Source organism: Leucobacter sp. Psy1 (genome assembly GCF_020096995.1).
GTDB lineage: Bacteria > Actinomycetota > Actinomycetes > Actinomycetales > Microbacteriaceae > Leucobacter.
The window spans coordinates 812312-837729 of sequence record NZ_CP083692.1 but is presented as its reverse complement, the minus strand read 5'-3'; the positions used below and the strand labels follow the sequence as shown (position 1 = coordinate 837729).

23 protein-coding genes are annotated in these 25418 nt (G+C 66.3%); 10 read left to right on the top strand and 13 right to left on the bottom strand.

Features of this window, described 5'->3' with window-relative positions; all coding sequences use genetic code 11:
* Positions 1-4 precede the first annotated feature (4 nt).
* Positions 5-1048 carry an iron-siderophore ABC transporter substrate-binding protein gene (locus tag K8P10_RS03870; RefSeq protein WP_224780491.1) on the bottom strand — a complete coding sequence of 348 codons (1044 nt, stop codon included), beginning with the start codon at positions 1046-1048 and terminating at the stop codon, positions 5-7.
* 183 nt (positions 1049-1231) lie between these two features.
* On the opposite strand from K8P10_RS03870, the gene K8P10_RS03865 reads away from it, so the two are divergent.
* Genes K8P10_RS03865 through K8P10_RS03855 form a run of 3 tightly spaced genes read left to right on the top strand, consistent with a single transcriptional unit; the run spans position 1232 to position 3941 of the window.
* Complete coding sequence (locus K8P10_RS03865) at positions 1232-1813, top strand: TetR/AcrR family transcriptional regulator (RefSeq protein WP_224780490.1); 582 nt, start codon at positions 1232-1234, stop codon at positions 1811-1813.
* Positions 1810-3363, top strand: a complete 1554-nt coding sequence (locus K8P10_RS03860) for an MFS transporter (RefSeq protein WP_224780489.1) — start codon at positions 1810-1812, stop codon at positions 3361-3363. The genes K8P10_RS03865 and K8P10_RS03860 overlap by 4 nt, the downstream gene beginning before the upstream one ends.
* Before the next feature lie 29 nt (positions 3364-3392).
* Positions 3393-3941 carry a hypothetical protein gene (locus K8P10_RS03855; RefSeq protein WP_224780488.1) on the top strand — a complete coding sequence of 183 codons (549 nt, stop codon included), beginning with the start codon at positions 3393-3395 and terminating at the stop codon, positions 3939-3941.
* Positions 3942-3979: 38 nt separating this feature from the next.
* On the opposite strand, the gene K8P10_RS03850 is transcribed toward K8P10_RS03855, so the two are convergent.
* Together K8P10_RS03850 and K8P10_RS03845 are read right to left on the bottom strand one after the other, a co-directional pair.
* A complete protein-coding gene (locus K8P10_RS03850; protein ID WP_224780487.1) occupies positions 3980-4129 on the bottom strand; it encodes a hypothetical protein in 150 nt (49 codons plus the stop codon).
* A 166-nt stretch (positions 4130-4295) separates the two neighbouring features.
* The gene (locus K8P10_RS03845) at positions 4296-6026 is read right to left on the bottom strand and encodes a 2-isopropylmalate synthase (protein WP_255596868.1); all 1731 of its coding nucleotides are present in this window, start codon (positions 6024-6026) and stop codon (positions 4296-4298) included.
* Positions 6027-6302: 276 nt separating this feature from the next.
* On the opposite strand from K8P10_RS03845, the gene K8P10_RS03840 reads away from it, so the two are divergent.
* Both K8P10_RS03840 and K8P10_RS03835 read left to right on the top strand, forming a co-directional pair.
* Positions 6303-6971 (top strand): FadR/GntR family transcriptional regulator, encoded by a 669-nt coding sequence (locus K8P10_RS03840; protein WP_224780485.1) that lies wholly within the window; start codon positions 6303-6305, stop codon positions 6969-6971.
* Between the two features lie 170 nt (positions 6972-7141).
* The gene (locus K8P10_RS03835) at positions 7142-7513 is read left to right on the top strand and encodes a DUF4190 domain-containing protein (protein WP_224780484.1); all 372 of its coding nucleotides are present in this window, start codon (positions 7142-7144) and stop codon (positions 7511-7513) included.
* 250 nt (positions 7514-7763) lie between these two features.
* Here K8P10_RS03835 and K8P10_RS03830 read toward each other — a convergent pair whose 3' ends face one another.
* Positions 7764-8978, bottom strand: a complete 1215-nt coding sequence (locus tag K8P10_RS03830) for a hypothetical protein (protein ID WP_224780483.1) — start codon at positions 8976-8978, stop codon at positions 7764-7766.
* Positions 8979-9018: 40 nt separating this feature from the next.
* Here K8P10_RS03830 and K8P10_RS03825 point away from each other — a divergent pair, with 40 nt between their 5' ends.
* A complete protein-coding gene (locus K8P10_RS03825) occupies positions 9019-9351 on the top strand; it encodes a PadR family transcriptional regulator (RefSeq protein WP_224780482.1) in 333 nt (110 codons plus the stop codon).
* Entirely contained in the window at positions 9348-10049 is a 702-nt protein-coding gene (locus K8P10_RS03820; protein ID WP_224780481.1) for a hypothetical protein, read from the top strand. Before K8P10_RS03825 ends, K8P10_RS03820 begins: the two co-directional genes overlap by 4 nt.
* A 15-nt stretch (positions 10050-10064) precedes the next feature.
* On the opposite strand, the gene K8P10_RS03815 is transcribed toward K8P10_RS03820, so the two are convergent.
* Positions 10065-10934 carry a CPBP family intramembrane glutamic endopeptidase gene (locus tag K8P10_RS03815; RefSeq protein WP_224780480.1) on the bottom strand — a complete coding sequence of 290 codons (870 nt, stop codon included), beginning with the start codon at positions 10932-10934 and terminating at the stop codon, positions 10065-10067.
* A gap of 80 nt (positions 10935-11014) precedes the next feature.
* Here K8P10_RS03815 and K8P10_RS03810 point away from each other — a divergent pair, with 80 nt between their 5' ends.
* Positions 11015-13381 carry an excinuclease ABC subunit UvrA gene (locus K8P10_RS03810; protein WP_224780479.1) on the top strand — a complete coding sequence of 789 codons (2367 nt, stop codon included), beginning with the start codon at positions 11015-11017 and terminating at the stop codon, positions 13379-13381.
* Between the two features lie 20 nt (positions 13382-13401).
* Here K8P10_RS03810 and K8P10_RS03805 read toward each other — a convergent pair whose 3' ends face one another.
* The 4 genes from K8P10_RS03805 to K8P10_RS03790 form a co-directional block, all read right to left on the bottom strand.
* Positions 13402-14031 (bottom strand): LysE family transporter, encoded by a 630-nt coding sequence (locus K8P10_RS03805; protein ID WP_224780478.1) that lies wholly within the window; start codon positions 14029-14031, stop codon positions 13402-13404.
* 119 nt (positions 14032-14150) lie between these two features.
* Complete coding sequence (locus K8P10_RS03800) at positions 14151-16115, bottom strand: tripartite tricarboxylate transporter permease (RefSeq protein WP_224780477.1); 1965 nt, start codon at positions 16113-16115, stop codon at positions 14151-14153.
* A 15-nt stretch (positions 16116-16130) separates the two neighbouring features.
* Positions 16131-17234 carry a tripartite tricarboxylate transporter substrate binding protein gene (locus K8P10_RS03795; RefSeq protein ID WP_224780476.1) on the bottom strand — a complete coding sequence of 368 codons (1104 nt, stop codon included), beginning with the start codon at positions 17232-17234 and terminating at the stop codon, positions 16131-16133.
* Positions 17231-18346, bottom strand: a complete 1116-nt coding sequence (locus K8P10_RS03790; protein WP_370631957.1) for a PrpF domain-containing protein — start codon at positions 18344-18346, stop codon at positions 17231-17233. Before K8P10_RS03790 ends, K8P10_RS03795 begins: the two co-directional genes overlap by 4 nt.
* 224 nt (positions 18347-18570) lie before the next feature.
* Between K8P10_RS03790 and K8P10_RS03785 the strand changes: the two genes are divergently transcribed.
* On the top strand, positions 18571-19494 hold the full coding sequence (locus tag K8P10_RS03785; RefSeq protein WP_224780474.1) for a LysR family transcriptional regulator: 924 nt from the start codon (positions 18571-18573) through the stop codon (positions 19492-19494).
* Positions 19495-19505: 11 nt separating this feature from the next.
* On the opposite strand, the gene ispG is transcribed toward K8P10_RS03785, so the two are convergent.
* Positions 19506-20636 carry a flavodoxin-dependent (E)-4-hydroxy-3-methylbut-2-enyl-diphosphate synthase gene (ispG, locus tag K8P10_RS03780; protein ID WP_224781208.1) on the bottom strand — a complete coding sequence of 377 codons (1131 nt, stop codon included), beginning with the start codon at positions 20634-20636 and terminating at the stop codon, positions 19506-19508.
* 101 nt (positions 20637-20737) lie between these two features.
* Here ispG and K8P10_RS03775 point away from each other — a divergent pair, with 101 nt between their 5' ends.
* Positions 20738-21655 carry a M15 family metallopeptidase gene (locus K8P10_RS03775; protein WP_224780473.1) on the top strand — a complete coding sequence of 306 codons (918 nt, stop codon included), beginning with the start codon at positions 20738-20740 and terminating at the stop codon, positions 21653-21655.
* A 24-nt stretch (positions 21656-21679) separates the two neighbouring features.
* Here the strand turns inward: K8P10_RS03775 and K8P10_RS03770 are convergent, their stop codons facing one another.
* The 3 genes from K8P10_RS03770 to K8P10_RS03760 all read right to left on the bottom strand — a co-directional run bounded on the left by K8P10_RS03770 (position 21680) and on the right by K8P10_RS03760 (position 25355).
* Entirely contained in the window at positions 21680-23155 is a 1476-nt protein-coding gene (locus tag K8P10_RS03770) for an RIP metalloprotease (RefSeq protein ID WP_224780472.1), read from the bottom strand.
* 62 nt (positions 23156-23217) lie between these two features.
* A complete protein-coding gene (gene dxr, locus K8P10_RS03765; RefSeq protein ID WP_224780471.1) occupies positions 23218-24300 on the bottom strand; it encodes a 1-deoxy-D-xylulose-5-phosphate reductoisomerase in 1083 nt (360 codons plus the stop codon).
* Positions 24301-24347: 47 nt separating this feature from the next.
* Positions 24348-25355: an FKBP-type peptidyl-prolyl cis-trans isomerase gene (locus K8P10_RS03760; protein ID WP_224780470.1), complete on the bottom strand. Its 1008-nt coding sequence runs from the start codon at positions 25353-25355 to the stop codon at positions 24348-24350.
* Between the last annotated feature and the right edge of the window lie 63 nt (positions 25356-25418).

The following is a 25418-nucleotide window of genomic DNA, read 5'->3' as shown; positions in this document are numbered from 1 at the left end:
TCCCCTACTGCGCTCGAGCTGCGGCAGCGGCGAGCTCGGAGGCGAGCTCATCGATCGACCAGGGAATCCCGAGCGGGCTGGGGGTGAGCGCAGCGGCCAACGGTGTGCCATCGCTGATACTCACCACGGCACCGTTCTCGACCGCGGGAAGGAGCCTCAGCAGCTGATCGCTCCGCAGCACCTCCCCCAGCTCCGTTCCCTCTCCCCCGTACCCGAGCAGGATGTCGGCGTCCCCGAGTTGGTCGACCTGCTCGGCGCTCAGATCGAAGAAGAATGCGTCCGCGGATTCGGAGCGCTCCGCGACCAACTGGGGAGCCTCGAGTCCGAGGTCGTTCAGATACGAGGCTCGAGCATCGAGTGTGGTCGCCACACCGATCGAGCTGGTGTCCGATGGGGAGACGTTGACGAAGGCTGCGCTGGTGCCTGCGAGCTCGGGGTGCGCTGCTGCTGCCCCGCCGATCTCCTCCTCGAGCTGCGCAACCAGGTTCTTCCCCTCGTCCGATAGCCCGAGGGCCTCACTGCTCAACAGTATGTTGTCGCGCCAGGTCGTTCCCCAAGCGATCCCCGGGTAGGCCACGACCGGCGCGATTTTGCTGAGCGTCTCATATTCCTCCTCCGTCAGGCCGGAGGTCGCCGCGAGAACCACGTCGGGTGCCGCATCGGCGACGGCTTCGAAGTCGATGCCGTCGGTCTCGTCGAGCAGCACCGGGGTCTCTCCGCCGAGTTCCGCGAGGCGCTCCTGCGTCCAGGGAAGCACGCCATCACCGTCGTCGTCTCCGTAGTCCGCTCGTGGCATCGCCACGGGGACCACTCCGAGTGCCAGCGCTGCTTCAGCGTTCGGCCATCCGCCCACCGCGACCACTCGCTCCGGTTTCTGGTCAATCCGAGTTTCGCCGAGCGCATGATCGATGGTGATGGGAAACCCGTCGTCGCTCTCCGCCCCCGCACTCGTCTCCTCGGTTCCCGAGGCGCATGCGGACAACAGGAGTCCGCTCAGAGCGAGTACGGCGATTGATCGGGCTGCAATGTGAGCACGCTTGCGGGGCACAGTTCCTCCAGAGTTCAGGCGACGCTTCCCCAAGGTACTGAACGGAGTGGCACTGCGGCATCACATTCATCAGACGTTTTACGCGCAACCCTCCTCAGTCGCCGAACGTGCGGAGTTGCGCTCTTGTCGAGAGTTCTGTACAAATGTACATGTACATATGTACAGCAAGAATGAGGTGATTGCATGACCGCGCTCGAGACCGAGCCTGCGCCCCGCAAGCGCGACCCCGAAGCGCGTCGTCGCGCGATCCTGGAAGCCGCCACCGCGATCATCGTCGAGGAGGGCGACTCCGCCCTCACGCACCGCGCCGTCGCCAAGCGCGCGCGCGTCGCACTCGGGTCGACCACCCAGTACTTCAGCTCGATCGACGACCTCCGCGCCTCGGCGCTGCAGCTCCTCTCGGACGAGATCGACGAGGAACTCGCCGTCATGGAGCAGGAGATCACCCACTTCATCACCGCACCCGAACGGGCTGCCGCGAAGCTCCACGAGTTCCTGCTCGACACCCGCCAGGTGCACGCCGAAGTGGCGCTCATCGCCGCGGGAACGCAGAACGCCGAACTCCGCGCACTGGCACTCCGCTGGACAGACCGCTTCATCGATGCCCTCGCCCCGCACGTCGGGCGAGAACGCGCCACCGCGATCGCGGTATTCGCGGACGGAGCGCTCATCCATGCCGCACTGCACGACGCCCCGCTCCCCCTCGCCTCCTTCACCTCGTTCTTCCGCACCATCCTCAACGCCCCCGACCAGGACCCCTCATGACTCAGTCGCAGACCAGCCCCGTGACCCACGCATCGACCCAGCTCAGCCGCCGCGGCCGCTGGGCCGCAGTGACAGTGCTGGCAGCGAGCCTCCTCGTGATCATGATGGACATGACGATCCTGAACATCGCGATCCCCGACATGGCGGCCGAGCTCACTCCGACCTCCACGCAGCAGCTCTGGATCGTCGACATCTACTCGCTCGTACTCGCCGGTCTTCTCGTCTCCTGGGCGGCGATCGCCGACCGATGGGGCCGCAAGCGCATGCTCATGCTCGGCTACGCACTTTTCGGTGGGGCGTCGCTCCTCATCCTCTTCGCCGAGAGCGCTGAGGCCGTCATCGCGATCCGCGCCCTCCTCGGCGTGGGCGGCGCCATGATCATGCCGACGACGCTGTCGCTGATCCGCGTCATGTTCACCGACCCGAAGGAGCGCGCCACGGCGCTCAGCATCTGGGCCGCCGTCTCCGGGCTCGGTGCCGCCATCGGCCCGCTCGCCGGCGGCTTCCTGCTCGAGCACTTCTCGTGGCACGCCGCCTTCCTCATCAACGTGCCGCTCATGGTCGGCGCGCTGATCGCCGGATTCTTACTGCTCCCGGAGTCGCGGGTCGCGAACCCCGGCCGCTGGGACGCGCTCGCCGCCCTCCTCTCGCTCGTCGGCATGACGCTGCTCATCTGGTCGATCAAGACCTTCGGCAAGGAGTCGAGCTTCGCCGTGCCTGAGGCGTGGATCGCCCTCGCCGGTGCCACGGTGACACTCGGATGGTTCGGGCTCCGCTGCGTTCGCAGCGACCACCCGCTCCTCGAGTTGCGCCTGTTCAACAGTCGCCCGTTCTCGGCCGGCATGATCGCCGCACTCGGCTCCACGTTCGCGATGGTCGCCGCGCTGCTCCTGCTCGCGCAGTGGATGCAGCTCGTCGACGGTGCGTCGCCGCTCGAGGCCGGGCTCCGCCTCACGCCGATGGCGATTGCCAGCGCGCTCGCCTCGGTTTGCGCTCCCCCGCTCGCGCGCGTCATCGGCGCCCGCGCGGTCGTCGCCGGCGGTGTCGGCCTCGCCGGCATCGGCATGATCACGATCGGAATCACCCCCGGCACGCTTGCGCTGCCCATCGTGCTCATCGCGCTCGTCCTGATCGGGGCGGGAGCAGGATCACTGGCCATCGCCTCCGCAATGGTCATGGCGAACTCGCCCGAGGAAAAGGCTGGCAACGCTGGAGCCCTCGAGGAGACCTCGTACGAACTCGGGGCGGTGCTCGGCGTCGCGATCCTCGGCAGCATCTCGGCGATCCTGTATCGCGCGGAGTTCGCGACCGGTGCATCGTTCGCGGGCTTGGATCCGGCGCTCGGCCTGCAAGCGCAGGAGTCGCTCGGTGCCGCCATCGCCATCTCGGGCGAGGCGGGACTCCCCGAGCTCGCCACCGAGGCGGGTGTCGCCTTCACTCACTCGATGCAGGCCACCGGGCTCATCGGCGGCGCCCTCATGGTCGCCGTGGCCACCGTCGTCTTCTGCGTGACACCGAAGGGCACGCAGGTCGCAGGCGGGGCGCACTGACCATTTCAGCACCATTCGCAGGAGGAACCATGTCAGCGTCGAAAGTGTCAGCACACGTCGGAGTTTTCGGTCCCCGCTCAGCGCAGTGGGCGGCGGACCTCCGCGCACGCACACGGGTGCCCGTCTCGGTCATCGCCGAGAACACTCATCCCGAGCACCCCTTCACCACAGCGCTCATCTTTGTCGAGGCGAACGCCGAGGTCTCGTGGCAGGACTGGCTCACCGAAATGGAGCAGACCGCGGAATCGATCGACCGGATCTTCCCGAGACTCGCCAACCCCGCGAAACTCCTGCTGATTGGGCACTCGCCCGATCAGCGCGCGCACATCCGCCACCGGTCTCAAGGCTTCCTCACCGATCTCACGAACGGCTTCGGCGCCTATGCGACGACCGAGTTCGGCTTGGATGCCAGTGTCAACGCGATCGAAGTGCCACCGACCGCCGAGAGCCAACTCCTGGTCGACCGCCTCGCCGAATTCGTCGAACACGGGCACGTCGCCGCCGACGGGCACGTCATTGCCGTCGAAGACATCGAGGAGCAATCACTCGCGGTAGCGATTTCGATGATCGAGATCTGACTGGGGACCCAAACGCGCCCGGCGCGCCCGGTCCCCGGTCAGCCGGCATGCTCCGCCGTGGACCCGCGGTCCGACTCGTATGTGAAGCCGACGTGCGAGTCCGCGAATCCGAGCCGGGTGTAGAAGCGATGCGCGTCCGTGCGCTCCCCGTGCGAGGTCAGCTGCAGCGTAGATCGCCGCGTTCGCATCGCTGACACCATCGCCCCGGCTGGAGCTGATGGCGTCGTCACCGAGCAGCCGCGTCACCGCATCGAGGTCGTCCGAAGTCGCCCTGCGGATGTGGATCTCGGCCTCGCGAGCCTGCACCGAGGCCGGGAGCTGCAGTTCATCGATCGCACTGCATTCTCCCGCAGATCATCCGCTGAGTGAAGCCTCATGACGGTCTCCCTGAACCGCGCGGGTATCGGCGTCGAGCTCGGCGTGCGCCCGATTCGCGGCACGCATGACCGCCGCGAGCGATGCGGCGAGCACCGAACGATGCCGGCCACCCGCCCATCCGGTCGACTTCTCGCTGCGGTACTCGATGAGCGTGATCGCCTCGCTGTCGGTACCCGAGGCGACGCTGGTCTGGTGAAGGACGCGCACGTCGATCAGCAGCCCGAAGTCCGCGAGCGCAGCGGTGAGCGCCTCGACGGGCCCGATCCCCGAGTGGGTGCTGGTGCGCAGCTGCCCCTCTGCACGGAGCTTCACCGACGTCGTGTGCGCTGTGGTCTCGACGTCGACGAGCTCGATGGAGCGCACAGGGAGATCCTCGAGGTAGGCGCGCTCGAAGATGTCTCGCACTTCCGCCGGCGTCACCTCGCCACCGCTCGCCTCGGTGCGCACCTGGACCTCACGCGCGAGATCGATCTGTAGACGGCGCGGCAGCACAATGCCGTACTCGGATTCGAGCAGGAAAGCGACACCGCCCTTGCCGGATTGGGAGTTCACGCGGATCACCGCGTCGTAGCTGCGCCCGATGTCTGCGGGATCGATGGGCAGGTAAGGAATGCGCCACGCGATGTCGCTCGCGGCACGACTTTCAGCAGCGGCTCGGGATCGGTGCTCGGCGAATCCCTTTTTGATCGCGTCCTGGTGCGTCCCCGAGAACGCCGTATGCACCAGGTCCCCGACGTACGGGTGCCTGGGGTGAACGTCGATGCTGTTGCAGTGCTCGACCGTGCGGCGAATCTCATCGATGTCGGAAAAGTCGATCATCGGATCGACCCCCTGGGCGTGGAGGTTCAGCCCGAGGGTGACGAGATCCACGTTGCCGGTGCGCTCCCCGTTTCCGAAGAGGCACCCCTCCACGCGTTCCGCTCCGGCGAGCACGGCGAGCTCGGCGCAGGCCACCCCCGTGCCCCGATCATTGTGCGGATGCACCGAGAGGATAACCGCGTCGCGCCGTGCTAGGTTTCGGTGCATGTACTCGATCTGATCGGCGTACACGTTCGGTGAGGCGACCTCGACGGTCGCCGGCAGGTTCAGGATCACGGGTCGATCCGCACTCGCGTCCCACAGCGATGTCATCGCGTCACACATCTCGAGGGCGAAGTCGGGTTCCGTCAGATTGAACACCTCGGGTGAGAACTCGAATCGCACATTCGGCATGTCGCCGGCGAACTCCAGCACGTCACGACCACCGGCCAGAATCAACTCGCGCAAACCGGTTCGGTCGACCCCGAGGACGAGGTCGCGCCATACCGGAGCCGTGGCCGTGTACATGTGGATGACCACGGGGTTCCGTACCCCGCGGATCGACTCCACAGTCCGCTCGATCAACTCGCGCCTGGCCGGCGTGAACACCACGAGGGTCACATCCTCCGGGGCGATATCCGTGTCGGCCAGGAGACGAACGAAGTCGTAATCTGTGCGAGAAGCCGAGGGGTACCCCACCTCGATCTCCTTATAGCCCATGGCGATCATGAGGTCGAAGAATCGTCGCTTCCGTACTGGGTCCATCGGTTCGGCCAGCGCCTGATTGCCGTCGCGCAGGTCCACCGGCACCCACAGGGGCGCGTGTTCCAACATACGATTCGGCCACTCCCGGCTTGCCAGAGGCACATCCACTCGGGAGTGGACGTCTCGGTATCGGTGAGACGGCATCTGCGAGTGCCGCTGCCGATTCCAGGTCGGAGCGGTCTGCGGTATCGGGCCGCTTGGAGTGGAGAGGGTCGGAAAGGAAGTGCTGCTCATGAGGGTGTCCTGCCTGGTCACAGTGAAGTATCGACCGGCGCCACGAACACCCACGGGAGGGCGCCGGTCGCGGCTAGACCCCACCGTGGCGGAGAAGGAGAAGAAGGAATGATCCGACAAGCACGGAATGAGCGTAGCACAACTCCTCAGACAAGTAGAGTAGTTTTGGAATGGGATGATACTCATATGACCACCGTGCGCCGAGAATCGCTTGCCGAGCAGGCCGCCGAACTCCTCCTCCACCGCATCCAGGATGGTGAGTGGCGCGTCGGCAGTAAGCTCCCCGGCGAAACGACGCTTGCCCCGCAACTCGGCGTGGGCCGCTCCACCGCCCGTGAGGCCATCCGCATTCTCGCCGGCAAAGGGGTACTTGCCACTCGTCAGGGTGCCGGGGTCTTCGTATTGTCGGTCGAGGCACTGGAGCCGTGGCCGTCCGTGCTTGGTCGGGCAGACATCCTCGCCGTCCTCGACGCGCGCGCCGCCATCGAAACGGAAGCGGCCGTTCTCGCCGCCGGCCGCCGCACCTCCGGCGACCTTGCGGACCTCAATCGCACCTTGCGGGCGAGAGAAGACCCTCAGCCGACCATCAGCGGCCACGTCGAAGCCGACTTGGCATTTCACCGCTGCATTGTACGAGCGGCACACAGCCCCCTCCTGCTGGAACTCTTCGACGGTTTCGCCTCACGGAGCCTGCAGGCGATGACGAACATGCTCCGTCTGGTCGATCACCCCGAGTCCGGTGCCGATCAGCACAGCCACGCAGAGATCGCCGACGCCATCGCCGCACGAGACGGCGAGCGGGCCGGTGCACTCACCCGGGCGCACCTGCGAACACTCGCCGCACGACTCGGCTAGATCACTCTTTCAACGGGCTGGGCCCGGCACCCATCGCCGACCATACTCCGGTACTGTCACCGGTCGGTACTGGAGTACCCACGGGTGCATACCCGGGTCTGACGACCATGGTCTTCAGCGAGCGTAACTTCGTAGACATACCAACGAAATCGCTCAGAACGGAGAACATCATGAGCATCGCAGACGGCACCACCACCCCCATGACCGAGTCGGCATCGGTCTACGTTCCCGACGAGAAGCTGTCGGATGAGCCCGTCGTCGCTCCCGGGGACCGCACCATCGCCGAACGTCGCGCACGCGCCTTCTCGGTCACCAGCTTCATCCTCGGTATCGTCTCGGTCGCCGCGGGTTGGACCTTCTTCGTGCCGATCGTCGGCCTCGTGCTCGGCCTCATCGCCCTCAAGAAGCCGACCGTCGACCGCACCCTCACCATCTGGGGCATCGTGCTCAACGGCGTCATGCTCGCACTCTTCGCGCTGGCCGCGATCGCGATCATGTTCTTCATCGGGGCCGGCCTCGCAATGGTGCCCTTCGCGGCCTAGCGCGGGGGCGCGTCGGCGGCGTCCCCGGCGGCACTGAGCCTGACCTCGACAATCCCGAGGCCCCGCAGCACACGGTCTTCGCCACAGCACACGGTCCTCGCCACAGCACACGGTCCTCGCCACTGCACACGGTCCTCGCCAGAGCACACGGTCCTCGCCACAGCACACGGTCTTCGCCACAGCACACGGTATTCTCCGGAACCACCGTGTGCTGCTGCGGGGACCGTGTGCTTTCGCGTCTCCCGAACCGCTAGTTCGACTCGAGCCCGGTTCCGTCGGCGGCCGCGGAGAAGAATGTGCTCCCGTACTCGTCTCCGATACTGAAGACGATGTGCGGCGACCCGGTCGGGTGGGCGAAGGTCTCGCTGTCGATGTCGTCATCGGTCGAGCGGGTGATCGACACGGTCGCGTCGCCGACGGGAAGGCCGACCTGGGCGGCGCCCTCCTCCAACAGCGGCCACACCTGATCGAGGGCGACGTCGGACCAGGCGAACTGCTCCTCGGCGAAGTCGGGTTGAATCGGTGCCGCACCGTCGTGGGTCACCCGTCCCCCGCGATACGTCCAGCGGTCCGTCTTCGTCTCTCCGACGACCAGCGGCGCCTCAACGATCACGAAGTCGGAGGAGACGACAATCGAGGTGACCCGATCGTGCCCGATCTCCGATTCCAGGGCACGGTGCGCGTCTCCGAGGGCATCCGCCTGCCTGAGGTCCGCACGCAAGCGGCCGTCCTGGACCGCGGAGAGCGACTGGACCACGGCTTCGTGGTACGGCAACACGACCAGTGCCGCGGCAGCGATCGCGACCACCGCGTAGAGCATGACGCGCTTCGGTCGCCCTGCGCGTCCGACGCCGAGCAATGGCCCCTTCCGCTTCCCGTCGACGATACGGGTGTGACGCTCCACAGGGATGAACGGGACCGCGTCCCGTGCGGGCACCGTCACACCCCACGGGTCTTGCGACGGGGCCTCCCCCGAGTCGATGAACGCGACTTCGGGCCCGCCCTCGAGCAGCACGGCGACGGCACGCTCGGTTCCGGGTTGGAACTGCGGAATCGCCGTCACCGGCACGACGGTGCGCATGGTGCTCGCGAAGGCTGGGCCGTGCAGGGGTTGCACGGTCAGGTCGAGCTCGCACAGGGGCTGATCGTTGATCTGCGTACCGGTCTGGCGAAGCGCATCGATGCGGGCGATGCCGACGCGGCCGGCCGCTCGCGCGGCTTCGACCACCTGCGGCGAGGCACCGATCGCGCCGCCGAGCGAACGGCCGACTCCTGAAAGCACCGTAGCGAGGATGCCCACGGGAATGGCGATACTCACGGCGATGGTTCCCGCTCCGGGAGGGCCGACGATCGTGACGATCACCCCTCCGAGAAGCGCACCTACAGCCGCGAACGCAATCAGGCGAAGCATGAACTCGAGCTTACCGAGCGACAGCGCCGTGAGGCGCACCGGGCTGATCGGCACGGAGTCCAGCTATCTTGTACCGCATGATATCTTGTGAGACATGACTACGGACGTGGGCACGCAGCTGCGACGCGGAGTCGTCGAGTACTGCGTTCTCGGCCTGGTCGCGGAGGCCCCGAAATACGGGTGGGAGCTGTCGGAAGCGCTCGTGGCCCACAACCTCATCGCGAGTATCGGCACGCTCTACCCGTTACTGGCAAGACTGCGGGATCGCGGATGGATCGAAGCGTTCCACGAGCACTCGACGTCGGGCCCCACTCGCAAGTACTACCGGCTCACCACGCTGGGTGCCGAACATCTCCAGGCATTCCGCGCGCAGTGGGCCCCGTTCACTCGCACGGTCGACACCATCATCACGGGAGGCGCATCATGACCGAAAGACCGCAGACGGCCGAACAGCTGCGCAGCACCTACCTCGACGAACTCGATACGGCGATCGGCTCGCTCCCCTACGCCATCGCGACGGAGCTCCGCGCCGGCATCGGCGAAGAACTCGATGGACTGGATCACGATGCCACGCGCCAGCGCATCGCCGAACTCGGCGATCCCGCGGCGATCGCCGAGGCAGCACGCGAAGCCGCCGAGAGCGATCAGGATCCTTCCCCCACCCCGCCTGCGGCAGCGACAGCTCCACCGCCAGCGGCCGGGGACCCGGTGAGCGAGACACAGTCGACCCCCTCCCGCCGCTACCTCGTCGACACCCCCGGATTCGCCTTCACCGGACTCGCGGTTCTCGGCGGTGGTGGGCTGCTGCTCCCCTTCTTCGGGTGGATCGTGGGGGTGAGCCTCGTCACCTCGAGTCGGTTCTGGTATCGCTGGGAGAAGACGATCGCGGTGCTCCTGCCCGTGGTTGCAACGGGGGTCGTCTTCGCAGTGAACTGGTGGCTCGCACCCTCGACCAGTGCCGCCAATCCGCTTCGTCCCGGCCCGCACATCCTGGTCCTCGGCACCATGGCCCTGTCGTCGCTGGTCAGCGCGGGGTGGCTGTTCGTGCGTTTGCGCGGGCGGTCGGAACCCGTCACCCGGTCCAGGCTCGAACGAGCCGATCCGTCACTCGGAACCCCGAACTGAGCGCTCGCAGCGCGCTTACCCGGTGAACGGGAAGACGTCGAACAGGTGCGGGTTGTGGGCGTGCACGATCACCGCGAACACGACGGCGTCGAACAGCAGGTGCACCGTCACCACGTACGACAGTGACCGGGTCTTCACGAAGATCAGGCCCTGCACGAGGGCGAACGGAATGGTGAGGATCGGCCCCCACTCCCGATATCCGAGCTCCCACAGGAACGAGACGAACACGATCGACTGCAGCACGTTCGCCGTCCAGAACGGGAAGTGCCGTCGCAGCAGCGCGAACACGGTGCAGATGAAGAAGAGTTCGTCCCAGATGCCGACCGCACCGACGCCGATGAACAGGCGCACGATGAGGTCGACGGTGTCCACCTCTGGCCAGTTCTGGTAGACGCCCGAGCTGATGAAGTAGAAGGGAAGGATCAGCCACGCGAGCACGATCACCGCGACGAGCCAGATCCACTGAGCCCGGGTCCAGCGACCACCGTCGCCCCGCCACGGGAACGACGTCGCGCGATCACGGTAGATGAATCGCGAGACCAGGTAGGGCACCGCGACCGCGCCTCCGAGTGCAAGGGTGAAGCGCAACATCGCCAGGTTGTCGAGTTCGGCGGCCAGCGGAATGAGCCTGACGATGCCGAGCCCCATCACGATCAGCGAGAGATCACGCAGGAGCGACGGCGGTCGAGGTGCGGTCGCGGGCTGCATGCCAGCCCTCCCCCGGCGCACCACCGCCCACGCCAGCAGGAGCCCGACGGCGGCGAGCGCGATCCCGAGCCACACGATCTCGAGCACGAAGAATGCGGGAGCGATCAGGCAGACCGCCAACGCGGCGACGACACCGAGCGGGCCGGCCTGGGGGCGGATGTCCGTTCGGCTGCTCATCTCCTCAGCGTATCGACCCGCAGACATGAGATCAGGATCGAAGAAGCCCGATGTCGGTATCGCGCACTACTCTGATCAGCATGAGTGGTGAGCACAGCGCAGTCCATCCCGCCGACGCCCACACGACGATCGTCGTGTCTGGGGCTCGCGAGCACAATCTGAAGAACGTGAGCGTCGAGATTCCGAAGCGGCGCCTGACCGCCTTCACCGGGGTGTCGGGGTCTGGCAAAAGCTCGCTCGTGTTCAGCACGATCGCTGCGGAGTCGCAGCGGCTCATCAACGAGACGTACAGCGCCTTCCTGCAGGGCTTCATGCCGTCGCAGAGCCGCCCTGACGTGGATGTGCTCGAGGGACTGACGACGGCGGTCGTCGTCGACCAGGAACGCATGGGCGCGAACCCCCGCTCGACCGTCGGCACAGCCACCGATGTGAACGCCATGCTGCGCATCGTGTTCTCGCGCATCGGCGATCCATACGTGGGGCCGCCGAACGCGTTCTCGTTCAACACGGCATCCATCTCGGGTGCTGGCGCGGTGCAGTTCGAGAAGGACGGCAAGATCGTGAAGGAGCGCCGCGACTTCGCGGTCCTCGGCGGCATGTGTCCGAAGTGTGAGGGTCGCGGCAGCGTCTCCGATTTCGCGCTCGACGAGCTGTACGACGCCGACAAGTCCCTCGCGGAGGGCGCATTGAAGGTACCGGGGTTCAGCATGGACGGCTGGTACGGGCGCATATTCGGGGCGCTGCTGCCGATGGAAACGCCGATCCGCGACTTCACCGAGCAGCAGCTCCACGACCTCCTCTATAAGGAGCCGACGAAGGTCAAGGTCGAGGGCTCGAACTTGACGTACGAGGGGCTGATCCCGCGCATCCAGAAGTCCATGCTGTCGAAGGACAGGGAGGCGATGCAGAAGCACATCAGGGCGTTCGTGGATCGCGCGATCGTGTTCACTCCCTGCCCCGACTGCGGGGGTACCCGCCTCAACGAGGCCGCACGTTCGGCGAAGGTCAACGGTCTGAACATCGCCGAGGCGAGCGCACTGCAGATCACGGATCTCGCGGAGTGGGTGCGGTCGATCGACGATCCAGGCCTCGCCCCGCTCATCGCGAACCTGTCGCACACGCTCGACTCGTTCGTGCAGATCGGGCTGGGGTATCTCAGCCTGGAGCGTCCCTCGGGCAGCCTCTCGGGTGGCGAATCGCAGCGCACCAAGATGATCAAGCACCTGGGATCGTCGATCACCGACGCGACGTATGTCTTCGACGAGCCGTCGATCGGGTTGCACCCGCACGACATTCAGAACATGAACGAGCTGCTGCTGCGGCTGCGCGACAAGGGCAACACGGTGCTGGTGGTCGAGCATAAACCCGAGATGATCGGGATCGCCGACCACGTCATCGACCTCGGCCCCCTCGCGGGCTCGGCGGGCGGCGAGGTCTGCTTCTCGGGCACGGTGGAGGGCCTGCGTGCGAGCGGCACCCTCACGGGCACGCACCTCGACGACCGAGCGAAGCTCAAGGAATCCGTGCGCAAGGCGACCGGCGCGATCGAGGTTCGGGGAGCCGACCAGCACAACCTGGAGAACGTCGATGTCGATGTGCCGCTCGGGGTGCTCACGGTCATCACCGGCGTCGCCGGTTCGGGCAAGAGCTCACTCATCCACGGGAACGTGTCGAATCGCGAGGGCGTGGTGGCCGTCGATCAGGGCGCGATCCGCGGATCGCGCCGATCCAACCCGGCAACCTACACCGGGCTCCTCGACCCCGTGCGCACCGCCTTCGCGAAGGCGAACGGCGTGAAGCCGGCACTGTTCAGCGCGAACTCGGAGGGCGCCTGCCCCGAGTGCAAGGGCGCCGGCGTCATCTACACCGAGCTCGGCGTCATGGCGACGGTCGAGTCGACCTGCCCGGTCTGCGAGGGCCGACGGTTCAACGACGCAGTCCTCGAGTACACGCTCGGCGACAAGAGCATCGCCGATGTGCTCGAACTGTCGATGAGCGAGGCGCGCGACTTCTTCGCCACTGCCGAGGCGAAGATACCGAAGGCGGTGAAGATCCTGGACCGTCTGGTCGACGTCGGGATCGGGTACATCAAGCTCGGTCAGCCCCTCTCGACCCTGTCAGGCGGGGAGCGCCAGCGCCTGAAGCTGGCGATCCACATGATCGAGGATGCCGACACGTACGTGCTCGACGAGCCCACGACCGGGCTGCACCTCGCCGATGTCGAGAACCTCCTGGGGCTCCTGGATCGCCTCGTCGACGCCGGCAAGTCGGTGATCGTGATCGAGCACCACCAGGCCGTCATGGCCCACGCGGACTGGATCATCGACCTCGGGCCGGGGGCAGGACAGCAGGGCGGACGCGTCATGTTCGAGGGCACCCCCGCCGACCTGGTCACGGCGAAGTCCACCCTGACCGGCGAATACCTGGCAGCGTACGTGGGCGCGTAACGCTCGGGCTTCCGCGCCGCTCAGTGCACGAACAGCAGCAGCGCCGCGACTCCCACGAAGAGGGACCCGAACACCGTGTTCATGATGCGCTGCCCGCGGGCCGAGGACACCGCCCGACGGAACGGTTTCGCCGCCGCCGCGAAGAAGAACCACATCACGAGGGTGTCCACGGCCACAACGGTCGCAGCCAGAATCGCGTACTGCGGGAGCAGCGGCTGATCCGGACGAATGAACTGCGGCATGAACGCGAGGAAGAACACGATCGCCTTCGGGTTCAGCAGGTTCACCCAGAAGCCGCGGCGCACGAGGGACCCCGCGCTTTCCGTGCTGAGCGCCGTCGGATCGACACCGGCCGGTCCGCCGACCGGCCGGGTCAGGATCAGCCGCACCCCAAGATAGGCCAGGTACGCAGCCCCCAGCACACGAATGGTGTTGAAGATGACGGGCGACCCGGCAACGAGCACACCGACGCCCGCGGCCACGATGGCGACGTGCACGAGGAGTGCCGCCTGCTGCCCGATGATGCCCCACATCGAACGGCGCCACCCCACCGAGATGGAGTTCGACATCGTGTTCACGGCGCCGGCACCCGGGGTGAGACTGATGACGACGAACGCGCCGAACAGCGAGAGCCAGATCGCGGGAGCCACCGAAGCAGCTTACTCCCGCCGCAGTGCTACTTCCCTCCCCAGCGCAGCGTTCCGCAGCACAGAGTGCCGCACCGTGGATGTCACGACGCGGCACTCTGAACTGGGGAGCGAATCTACGATCAGAGCAAGTAGCCGCTCGGCGGCACCAACTGAGCGTACTCGACCAGCAGGTACAGCGCGCCGACGATAGCGGCGGTGTAGATCAGCGTCGCCCACCAGCGCATCCGCGCGACGACCAGCAAGAAGACGAGCGCAAACACGCCCGACCCGACCATCATGCCGAGAGCGAAGACCAGCCAGATGTATGCAAGCACCCACAGGGTCGACTTGCCGACGATCGCCAGCCTCTGCATCCACGCCTCGTTGAGACGCCCGAGACCACCTTCGGATCTGGCTCGCACGATGTCCCTGACCAGGCTGATCAACGACAACAGCAGACCGGCGGAACCGACAGCCACGGGGAAGAGTCTTCCGTTGTCGGAGAACTCCACCGAGAGGACGATCGTGGTGACGAAGAAGAGCACCGCGAGCACCGAGATGATCAGTTCCATGAAGGGAGGAGCCGCGAGGTCGGACTTCTCGGACACCTGGCCGTCGGCGACGACTCCGCCACCCCTCCGCAACCTGCGGAAGACCGGGACCAAAACCGCGGCGAGCAGGATCACCAGGATCACGATCACGAACGGACGTGTCAGCCACTCCTGCGGCGGGAACGCGTTCACCGTCAGGAAGTAGTACCGCTCCAGCGGCTCCGCGAGCACGAACGCGATCAGGAACGGAGCGCGCGGGATGTTCGTCATCTTGCACGCCCAGCCGATGATGCCGAGCAGCAGCATCAGATAGAAGACATTCAGGTTAAGCGGCTCCTGGAAACCGCTCATGAACAGGATCGGGATGAGCGCTGCGGCGAGCACTGGGAATGCGACAAAGCTCAAGCGGGCGAGAGGCCGAGCCATGAAGAACGCCAGGGCGGCGCCGACTACGCTCGCGATCGCAAAAGCCCAGACGATCAGGTAGACCAGATCCAGGTCGTTCGTGATCAGGGTCGGGCCGGGCTGGATCCCGAAGATGAGCAGCACACCGAGGAGCAGGGCGAATGGCGCCGCGCCGGGAACTCCGAAGAGGAGCGTGGGGATCAGCGCACCGGACTCAATGCCGTTGCTCGCCGCCGACGGGGCGATCACGCCGCGGGGGTCTCCCTTGCCGAACTGCGAGTTCTTGCGCCGGCTGGCGAAAGCCTGCGCCTGGCCATACGCCAGCCAGGATCCCGCCGTGGCTCCGACGCCCGGGAGTACGCCGACGCCGACGCCGACCGCGGACCCGCGCAGCACGTCTCCCTTGTACGTGAAGACGTCCCGGATACCCTGGCGCCAACCGCCGCTGAGTGAGACGCTACCGCTCGAGATGGAACCTTTCTTCGCCACGAGATCGATGATCTCGGCCAGGCCGAAGATGCCGAGAGCCGCCGCGACCAGTCCGATGCCGTCAGTGAGAAACTCGGATCCGAAGGTGTACCGGTACTCGGCCGAGACCGGGGAGACGCCGACGAGACCCAATGCCAGCCCGAAGGCCGAGATCAGCAGGCCCTTCACGACGTTGCCCTTGGAGAGCATCGCAGTGAGAAACACGCCCATGATGATCAACGCGAAGATCTCAGGGGATCCGAACGCGGTCACGATGGGCTGCGCGATCGGTACCACGAGGGTCAGCGCGATGATGCCGACGAGACCGCCGAGCATCGACGCGATGAAGCTCATGGACAGAACTCTGCCGGCCTGACCCTTCTTCGCGAGCTCGTGCCCATCGAGCAAGAACACTGATGCTGATGCGGAGCCCGGGATCCCGAGCACCACGGAGGTAATGACGTCGGAGGTGTGCACCACTGCCACCGCCCCGATGATCATGGCGATCGCCTGGTTGGGCTCCAGCACGAATACGAACGGGAGGAGGACGGCGACGGCACCGGTGCCGCCGAGCCCGGGGATCACGCCGATGATGAGGCCGATCAGCACACCGACGCCGAGAAACAGGAGCATCGTCGGTTCGGTGAAGGCCGCCAGCGCTTCGAGAGCTGCGTCTAACATTGCGGATCCTCCTTTCTAGTCCAGTACGGCGTCGTACTTGTCGGTAAGCAGTTGCTTCGTGAATTCGAGGACTTCCTCGTCCATCTCAAGAGCCTCTCTGAAGCTGTCGCGAGCATCCCCGCCCGCGATCAGTTCGTAGCCCCCCAGGGCGCTGTCGGATTCGGCCAGGAACTCATCGTCCGCGTTGAGCTCGTGCACCATCTCGGTGTAGGCCTGTACGACCTCTTCATCGGTGCCGGTGTTGGCCCACAAGCCCTTCTGGTAGAAGAACCCTGGCACGACGAAGGCCTGGTATGCCTCGTAGGCGAGGCGCTCGTGCTCCGTCTTTCCGCCGTACTGCTCGTAGAGTTCCTCGAACGTCGGGATGTCCTCGGGCAGGTTCGGATCGCGGACGACTTCGCCGTCCTCCAGCGTGCCGATCGCAAATAGGGGCAGGGCCTCCCCGTTCTCCACCAGCGGTTCCACCTGCGACAGGTACGTCGCCGTCGTCTGGAAGTCGAGGTCGGACTCGCCGCGCTGCACGGCCAGGCGGGTGGGTCCGCGACCCTCCATGCCGAAAACGCCGCGCACATCGGCTCCGAGCGCTTCCAACGCCAGCAGGGGAACCAGGTCCAGGCCCGACGCCGACATGCCACCGTAGCGGAAGGGTTCGTCGGCGCCGATCAGATCCTCGACCGAATCGATGCCGCTGTCCGTGCTCGTCCAGAGCACCGCACCAGTGCCGTTGAGTACCAGCGGCTCCATCTCTGAGAAATCGAAGTCGACCGTGCTCTGCCCGAGCATGCCCTGGAAGTACGTCGTCGCCGACGACACCAGCAACTGCTGACCATCCGTCACTCCGGTGTGGACGAACGCATTGGTGCCGGTGATCGATTCACCGCCGGGAATGTTCTCGATCTGGTACCGGTTGACGTCGGGCTGCTTCTCGGCGAAGTACGGGGTGATGAAACGCCCCCAGGTGTCCGTTCCGCCACCCGTGCTGTAGGGGATGACGACGTCGACGATGCCCTCCCCCGAGGGGTTGTACGCCGTCTGGGGCGGAGCGCAGCCGACGACGCTCGCGACTAGTGTGAGCACCCCCGCTCCGAGAACGGCTCTGCGGGATATATCCCGATTCACGATGCTACCTCCTGTGTGTGTGCCAATGACGCCTCCGCGAGCTGTCGCTCGGGAAGCGGAAGCGAAGCCTCCGCCAGCGTGCGCGCGGTGCGGTGAACGCCGACGGTGTTGCCGAGAGACGTCTGCTCGGTGAAGGTGGAGAGGGTGCCGACGGGAATGCGGATCCTGAGCTCGTTCACCACGGGCGAGGTCAGGGCGTCCGCGACGACCGTTCCGGGAGTCTGCGCCGCGATCGTGACGCCGACGCTGCCGGTGATCGGCATGGCCGGATGGGGCTTGCCCATCGACATCATCAGTATCTGGAGGTCAGCGGTCTGATCCAGGGAGCGGCTCGCGATCCCGATTTTCGGGATCGCCCGTTCCGCGAGCTCTGGGGCGGGAGCAAGCCCCATCGCCACGGCGGCCGCGCGGCGGATCTCATCGAGAACCTCCGCCTGCTGTTCGGCCCGCTCCATCCACCGGTCGTACGAATCGGCGGCGAACCCCAGGCTCTCCGCTGCCACCAGCACGACAGGAGCTCCGGCGTCCAGCATGGTCACCGTGACATCGCGACCGTCGCGGAGTACCAGCGACTCCCGCGCTGCTCCCGTGGGCAACAGCTTCCCGGTCGTCCGACCCTCAGGCGAGAGGAAGCCCAGGCTCACGTTGTGGCCCGGGAATACGACACCGGGGATCGAGTCCTCCGGGTTCTCCGCGATTCTGGAACCCGGCGTGCGAAGCGTCTGCACGATCACCTGGCCGGTATTGGTGTTCAGCGTCCGCACCTCGGTGACATCGCCGGTCGGGCGAACCCAGCCACGCTCGATCGCGTAGAGCCCCACCGCAGCCGAGCAATTGCCGCAGTTGCTGCCCCAATCGACCTTGGCCTCCTCGATGCCCACTTGAGCAAAGGTGAACCGCACGTCGATATCGGGATCATCGCTGCGCTCCACGATCATCGCCTTGCTCGTGGTCGACGTCGCCCCTCCGACGCCGTCCAGCTGCCTCGGGTCAGGGCTGCCGAAGATCCTCGGCAGCACCACGTCGGCACTGTATCCCGAGGACCTCAACTCCTCTCCCTCAAATACCCAGCACTTGCTTGTGCCACCGCGCATCCATTGCGCCTTGATCATCATTGTTCAATAACTCCTGCCACGTATTTGGGACGTCGAACTCATTGTGCGAAGCTCGATACTTAATAACAATGTGGATTTAGTGCCAGAAGCTTTAGCTTTACTTTAATCGCGGTACAACCCACAGCGTCTACATCTCGAGATACTTCCGTTTTTCCCCCGACTTTGCGGGGTCAGAGAGTTACTCACTGAGACTCATGGCAGGTGTAGCTACACTGAAAGCCATGACCTACTTCGACACTCGAAGACTCGAGATTTTCGTTCACACCATCGAACGCGGGTCGATCACCGGGGCCGCTGAGGAGCTGGCCTATACCGCCTCGGCCGTATCGCAACAGCTCCGTCGCCTCGAGCAGGAGGCAGGACAGCCACTGCTGCGTCGTCGCCCGCGCGGGGTGGTACCTACCGAAGCTGGCATGGTGCTCGCCGCTCACGCGCGGAAGATCTTGCGGCAGCTGGATGCGGCACGATCCGACCTCGACGATCTCACGGCGGGCAAGCGGGGAACGCTGGTGATCGGTGCATTCCCCACCGTCGCCGCGTCATTCCTCCCGCTCGTCATCGAGCGCTTCGCCTCGCGATACCCCGCGGTCGAGTTGTCCATCCGCAGTACCCGCCTCGACACGCTCGTCGCGGACCTCGAGCGCGGCAACACGCACATCAGCCTGCTCTGGGACCACCCGTGGCGGCCATTCGACGCCGAAGGCATCAATGTGGAAGAGCTGTTCCGCGAACCCTTCGTACTGCTGGTGTCGCAGCATCACCCGTTGGCCGACGTCGAAGAGGTGGCGATGTCTGACCTGCGTCGCGAATCATGGGTGGTTCGCGCGGCTGAGCATCCGGTTGTGGAGGTGCTTGACCGGGCCGCAACGGCGGCGGGTTTCCACCCGGTCATATCGATGTATGCCAACGACTACCAAGAAGCGCAGGCGATGGTGAGCGCCGGGATCGGCGTCGCTCTGGCTCCGAGGAGCGCTCTGACGATCAAGCACCCGGGCGTACGCATCCTCAGCCTCGGTGAGGATGCACCAATTCGCCGCATTATGGTGGGGCAGCGAGAAGAGCGCGTATACTCGCCAGCCGAGGTGGCGTTCCGCAGCACCCTGCTCGAAACAGTCCGATCGATGGAGACGACGGAAATCCCCTAACGCGTGAAGCGCTAAGCCGTCACGACCTCCGGCGACCCGGTGCCTGCCTCGTGGCCCATCTCTTCAGCAATGCGGTTCGCCTCGGCGATGAGCGTCGGCACGATCTCGGCCTCGGGCACCGTCTTGATGACCTCTCCCTTCACGAAGATCTGGCCCTTGCCGTTACCTGAAGCGACACCGAGATCGGCCTCGCGAGCCTCGCCCGGGCCGTTCACGACGCAGCCCATGACCGCGACACGCAGCGGAACACTCATTCCCTCGAGGCCCGCGGTGACCTCGTCCGCGAGCGTGTACACGTCGACCTGGGCGCGACCGCACGAGGGGCAGGAGACGATCTCGAGCTTCCGCTCGCGCAGGTTCAGCGACTGCAGGATCTGCAGGCCGACCTTCACCTCCTCAACAGGCGGAGCCGAGAGCGAGACGCGGATCGTGTCGCCGATCCCCTCCGACAGCAGGATCCCGAACGCCGTCGCGCTCTTGATGGTGCCCTGGAACGCCGGACCCGCCTCGGTGACGCCGAGGTGGAGCGGCCAATCGCCGCGCTCGGCGAGCTGGCGGTACGCCTTCACCATCACGATGGGGTCGTTGTGCTTCACAGAGATCTTGAAGTCGTGGAAGTCGTGCTCCTCGAACAGTGACGCCTCCCAGACCGCGCTCTCGACGAGCGCCTCCGGGGTGGCCTTGCCGTACTTCTGGAGCAGACGCGGGTCGAGCGATCCGGCATTCACGCCGATGCGCAGCGACACGCCTGCCGCTTTCGCGCGCTTCGCGATCTCCCCGACCTGGTCGTCGAACTTGCGGATGTTACCCGGGTTCACGCGCACCGCAGCGCAGCCGGCGTCGATCGCGGCGTACACGTAGTTGGGCTGGAAGTGGATGTCGGCGATCACCGGGATCTGACTCTTCTTCGCGATGATCGGCAGCGCCTCGGCATCGTCGCGGCTCGGGCACGCGACGCGCACGATGTCGCAGCCGGACGCCGTGAGTTCGGCGATCTGCTGCAGCGTCGCGTTGATGTCGGTCGTCGGGGTCGTCGTCATGGACTGGACCGAGACGGGGTTGTTCCCGCCCACCTTCACCGTTCCGACGTTGATCTCGCGCGACTTGCGTCGCGGCGCGAGGACCTCTGGAACCTTCGGCATTCCCAAATTGATAGCAGCCACGGCATCGAGTGTAGTCGCCGCTCCTGAGACGGGCACCGAGTACACTGTGAGCTGAGCACGCGCGCGAAGGGATCTGGTGTATGTCGGGTGAGTCGCCCCTGAATCCGGAGCATCACCGGCACACCGACCCTCTGCCGGGGTCCGACCTCCGGCGCCGCCCGGCTCGTCGTGCTCACCGTCGCCGCAGGCTGATCGTGGCAGGTGTGGTCGCGGGTGTGCTCGTCGTCGGGGCGGGTGCAGGATCGGCCGTCGCCCTCTCCACCGGACTCATCGGCGGCGGCACCGAAGCGGCCCCCGATCCCACCCCGACGCCCTCCGACCCGGCACCGGGGCCGACGCCCACGCCGACCCCGACGCCCACCCCAACTCCGACACCCACCCCCGAGCCCACCGAGGAGCCGACCCCCGACGTGGAGATCGACGCCCCCGACTCGATCACGGTGGTCGTCAATAAGCAGCGACCCCTCGCTCCCGTCGATTGGGCTCCAGAGGATCTGGTGATGCCGGAGGGGATCCCGAACACCAACGGCCAGCCGCTCCGCGCCGAAGCTGCCGCAGCGCTGCAGGAGATGTACGCGGGCGCGTCCGCTGCCGGCCTCCCCTTCACGATCACCAGCGCCTACCGCCCCTACGACATGCAGGTCGGGCTCTTCGACGACTACGCCGCCCGCGACGGCGTTGAGGCGGCAGAGACCTACTCGGCACGTCCCGGACACTCCGAGCACCAGACCGGCCTCGCCGCCGACCTTGACGACGGCGGCGGCTGCGCATTCATGTCCTGCTTCGGCGAGACGCCCACCGGGCAGTGGCTCCGCGACCACGCCCACGAGTACGGGTTCATCCTCCGCTACCACGACGGCGAGGAGCCGATCGTGGGCTACATCTACGAACCCTGGCACTTCCGCTACGTCGGCGCCGAGGTCGCTCAGGGGATGCACGACGCCGGTGAGCTGAACCTCGAGACCTACCTCGGTCTCGATCCGGCCCCCGGCTACTGAGCCGTCAGCCGCTGTCAGCCACTGTCAGCCGAACAGCGAGATCGGCTTCACGAGGTCCGCGTAGATGAGCAGCAGCGTCATCGCCCCGAGCACCACCACGACCGCGAAGGTCACCGGCACCATCTTCGCGGTATCGACCGGTCCGGGATCCGGCTTACGCCGCAGCTTCGCCCACATCCGCTTGAGCCCCTCGTAGAGCGCGCCGGCCACGTGCCCACCATCGAGCGGCATGAGCGGCACGAGGTTGAAGATGAAGAGCGCGATGTTCACGTTGCCGAGCAGGCCGACCACGAACGACACTCGATCGGCGACCGGCACTTGGTCCGTGCTGACGACCTCGCCCGCGATACGGCCGACGCCGACGACGCTGAGCGGCCCGTTCGGGTCGCGCTCCTCGTCGCCGAAGGCGGCGTTCCAGACGTCGACCATGCGCTGGGGCATCTGGATGATGACGTTCACCATGCGTCCGGCCGCGTCCCCCACCATGACCGGCACCTCGGTGATCGGCTGCCGCTCGAGCTCCGAGGCCGGCGTCGCGCCGATCATTCCCACCGATTCGGTGACGACTCGACCTGCGTCGTCTTCGACAGCCACACCGTCAGCGTCGACCACGGCGCGCTCGTTCGCCGCGGGGACCACAGACACCGTCTCGGTCGTTCCGTCGCGCTCGATCTCGAAGCGCAGCGACTGCCCCGGTGAGTCGCTCACGATGCCTCGAAGCTGCTCCCACCCCGTGATCTGCGTCCCGTTGATCGCGAGCACGGTGTCACCCGGCTGGAGGCCCGCAGCCGCCGCGGGTGCCGCCGGCGCATCCGCCGTGCACTCGGTGGCATCGCTCGATGCCGATACCAGGCACTCGTTCACGGCGCCCAGCGTGGTCGTGTTCTGCGGCACGCCGAAGCCCATGAGCACGATGCCGAAGCACACGAACGCGAGCACCAGGTTCATGAAGGGGCCGCCGAGCATGACGATGACCTTCTTCCAGACCGGAAGGTTGTAGAAGGTGCGATGCTCCTCGCCCGCCGCGATCGTCTCACCGCTGGCGATGCGCGCGTCATCGACGAGCCCACCGACACCCGAACGAGCACCCGGCTCGTCGAGGCGATCCGGATCCCCCGGCTCGGCATCCGGATCCACGGGGCCTGAGGTGAGCGTCGCCGTACCCGGATCCCCGGGAACCGCCCTCGACGGAGTCCCCTCCTGCACGACCGTGTTCAGGAACCCCGTCGTTGACGCCCGCGGCACCTCACCCGGCTTGTGCGGCGGATACATACCGATCATCGCGATGTATCCGCCGAGCGGGATCATCTTCACGCCGTACTCGGTTTCGCCTCTGCGCCACGAGAACAGCGTCTTGCCGAAGCCCACCATGTACTGGGTGACCTTCACGCCGAAGAGCTTTGCGGGCACCAGGTGACCCACTTCGTGCAGGCCGATCGAGACGATCAGCCCGACGAAGACGATGAGGATCCCCAGCACATAGAGCAAGACTTCGAGCACGCGGCCAGCGTAGTGCGGTGCCCTGTGCTTCGGCTGCGGGTGGGTTCACCCGCGGCCCCGCGCTACCGCGCCGCGATGAGCGCCTGCGCCCGCTCGCGAGCCCAGCGCTCGGCCTCGGCGAGTGACTCGAGGGTGAGATCCGCCGGCGCCTGGTGCGCGTCGAGCACCTCGTGCACGGTGTCGACGATGTCGAGGAAGCCGATCTTGCCGTCGTGGAACGCGTCAACGGCCTCCTCGTTCGCCGCGTTGTAGACGGCGGGGTAGGTGAGTCGAGCACGACCCACTTCCTTTGCAAGAGCTACGGCGGGGAACGCTTCTTCGTCGAGCGGTTCGAACGTCCACTCGGTGGCCTGCCGCCAGTCGAGCGGTGTGCCAACGCCGTGGAGGCGGTTGGGCCACGACAGGCCGAGCGCGATAGGCAGGCGCATATCGGGCGGGGACGCCTGAAGGATCGTCGATCCGTCGTGGAACTCGACCATGGAGTGGACGATCGACTGCGGGTGCACCACGACGTCGATGTCTCCGTAGGAGACGCCGAAGAGCAGGTGGGCCTCGATGACCTCGAGCCCCTTGTTCACGAGCGTGGCCGAGTTGGTGGTGACGACGCGGCCCATGTTCCAGGTGGGGTGCGCGAGGGCTTCCTCGGGCGTCACATCGGCGAGCTCGGCGCGGGATCGGCCCCTGAAGGGTCCGCCGGATGCGGTGACGACGAGGCGCCGCACCTCGCTGGAGGAACCTGCGCGGAGCGCCTGCGCGATCGCGGAGTGCTCCGAGTCGACGGGAACGATCTGGTCGGGCTTCGCGAGCCCGGTCACGAGGTCGCCGCCGACGATCAAGGACTCCTTGTTCGCGAGGGCGAGGGTGCGGCCGGCGCGCAGTGCGGCGACGGTGGGGCCGAGTCCGATGGACCCCGTGATGCCGTTGAGCACGACATCGGCGGGCACATCCTCCGCCAGCTGCGCGGCTTCTACGGCGCCGAACGCGAGGTGCTCGACGTTGAACTCGTCTGCCTGCTCCTGCACGCGATCGCGGCTGGTGCCCGCGGCGAGTCCGACGACCTGGAACTTCGACGGGTTCTTCCGCACCACGTCGAGCGCCTGCTCGCCGATCGATCCGGTGGACCCGAGTATGACGATGCGCCTCATACGATCCACCCTATCGAGCGGGTGTCGCGCGCCAGAAGCGGTGCGGCTCAGTCGGCGTGGACGACGCCGACGATGTCGAGCACGAAGACCATGACGTCGTCGGGCTTGTGGCCCATGCTCTCCAGCTGTTCGGCACCGTAGCCGCCCTGTTCCTTATCGGCTGGAACGACCGAGATGACCTGCGACCCGACCGTGTGGCCCTCGAGCGCCTCGGTGAACCCGCCGATCACGCCGGTCGTGAGGAAGTCGGTCGGCTCCCCTCGGCTCCAGCTCGAGTCGAACTCCTCGCCGGTGCGCCAGATGACGCCGCGATAGTTCACGTACACGCGATCGCCCGGCTGCACCTCTTCGCCGTCGCCCTCGATGAGGGTCGCGGTCTCGAGCTCCTTCGGGGGGTCGGTGTCCTTCGGGATCGTGATAGTCGGCTCGCCGTTCTCAGCGAGCTCGACGGAGGGGAACCCGGCAGGCGGATCCTGCGCCTCGCCCTCGGCCTTGGGCAGCAGTTCGCTCTTGTCCTCGATCTTGCCAGGCTCGACCGTCTCGACGTCGAACACTAGGACCACGGCGTCGCCCGCTTCGAAGCCCTCGGGCATCGATTCCGCACCGCCCATCGCTTCCTCCGCCGGCAGTGACACGACTACGCGCTGCCCCTGCACCGCGCAGCGCACCGCTTCGTAGGCGAAGGGCGCCAGCTGCTGCTCGCTGTTGATGATGGGCTGCCCGGCCGGCGAGTGCTCGACGAGAGCACCGGTGCGGCCATTGAAGAACGAGAGGGCAGCGGTGACGCCGGCGCCCTCGTCTGGCGTGCGCTTCCCGTCGCCCTCGATGAGCACTGATCGCTCGAGTTCGGGCGACTCGACCGGGGTGCCGCCCGTCATCTCGAGGTCGCCACCGAAGTCGCCCTTGACAGTGACGGATTCACTGCCCGAGCCCGAAGGCGCGCAGGCCTCGCCCGATGCATCCGTCTTACCGTCCCCTCCGGAACCCCCCGCACATGATGTGAGGAGAAGCGTCGCGGCGATCGCGGCGGGGACGAGCATGCGGGAGCGGTTCACGATCGAAGGGTTCCTCACGGTGGAATGACGACTGACGCATATGAGTCTGCCGCAGCCGTCTGG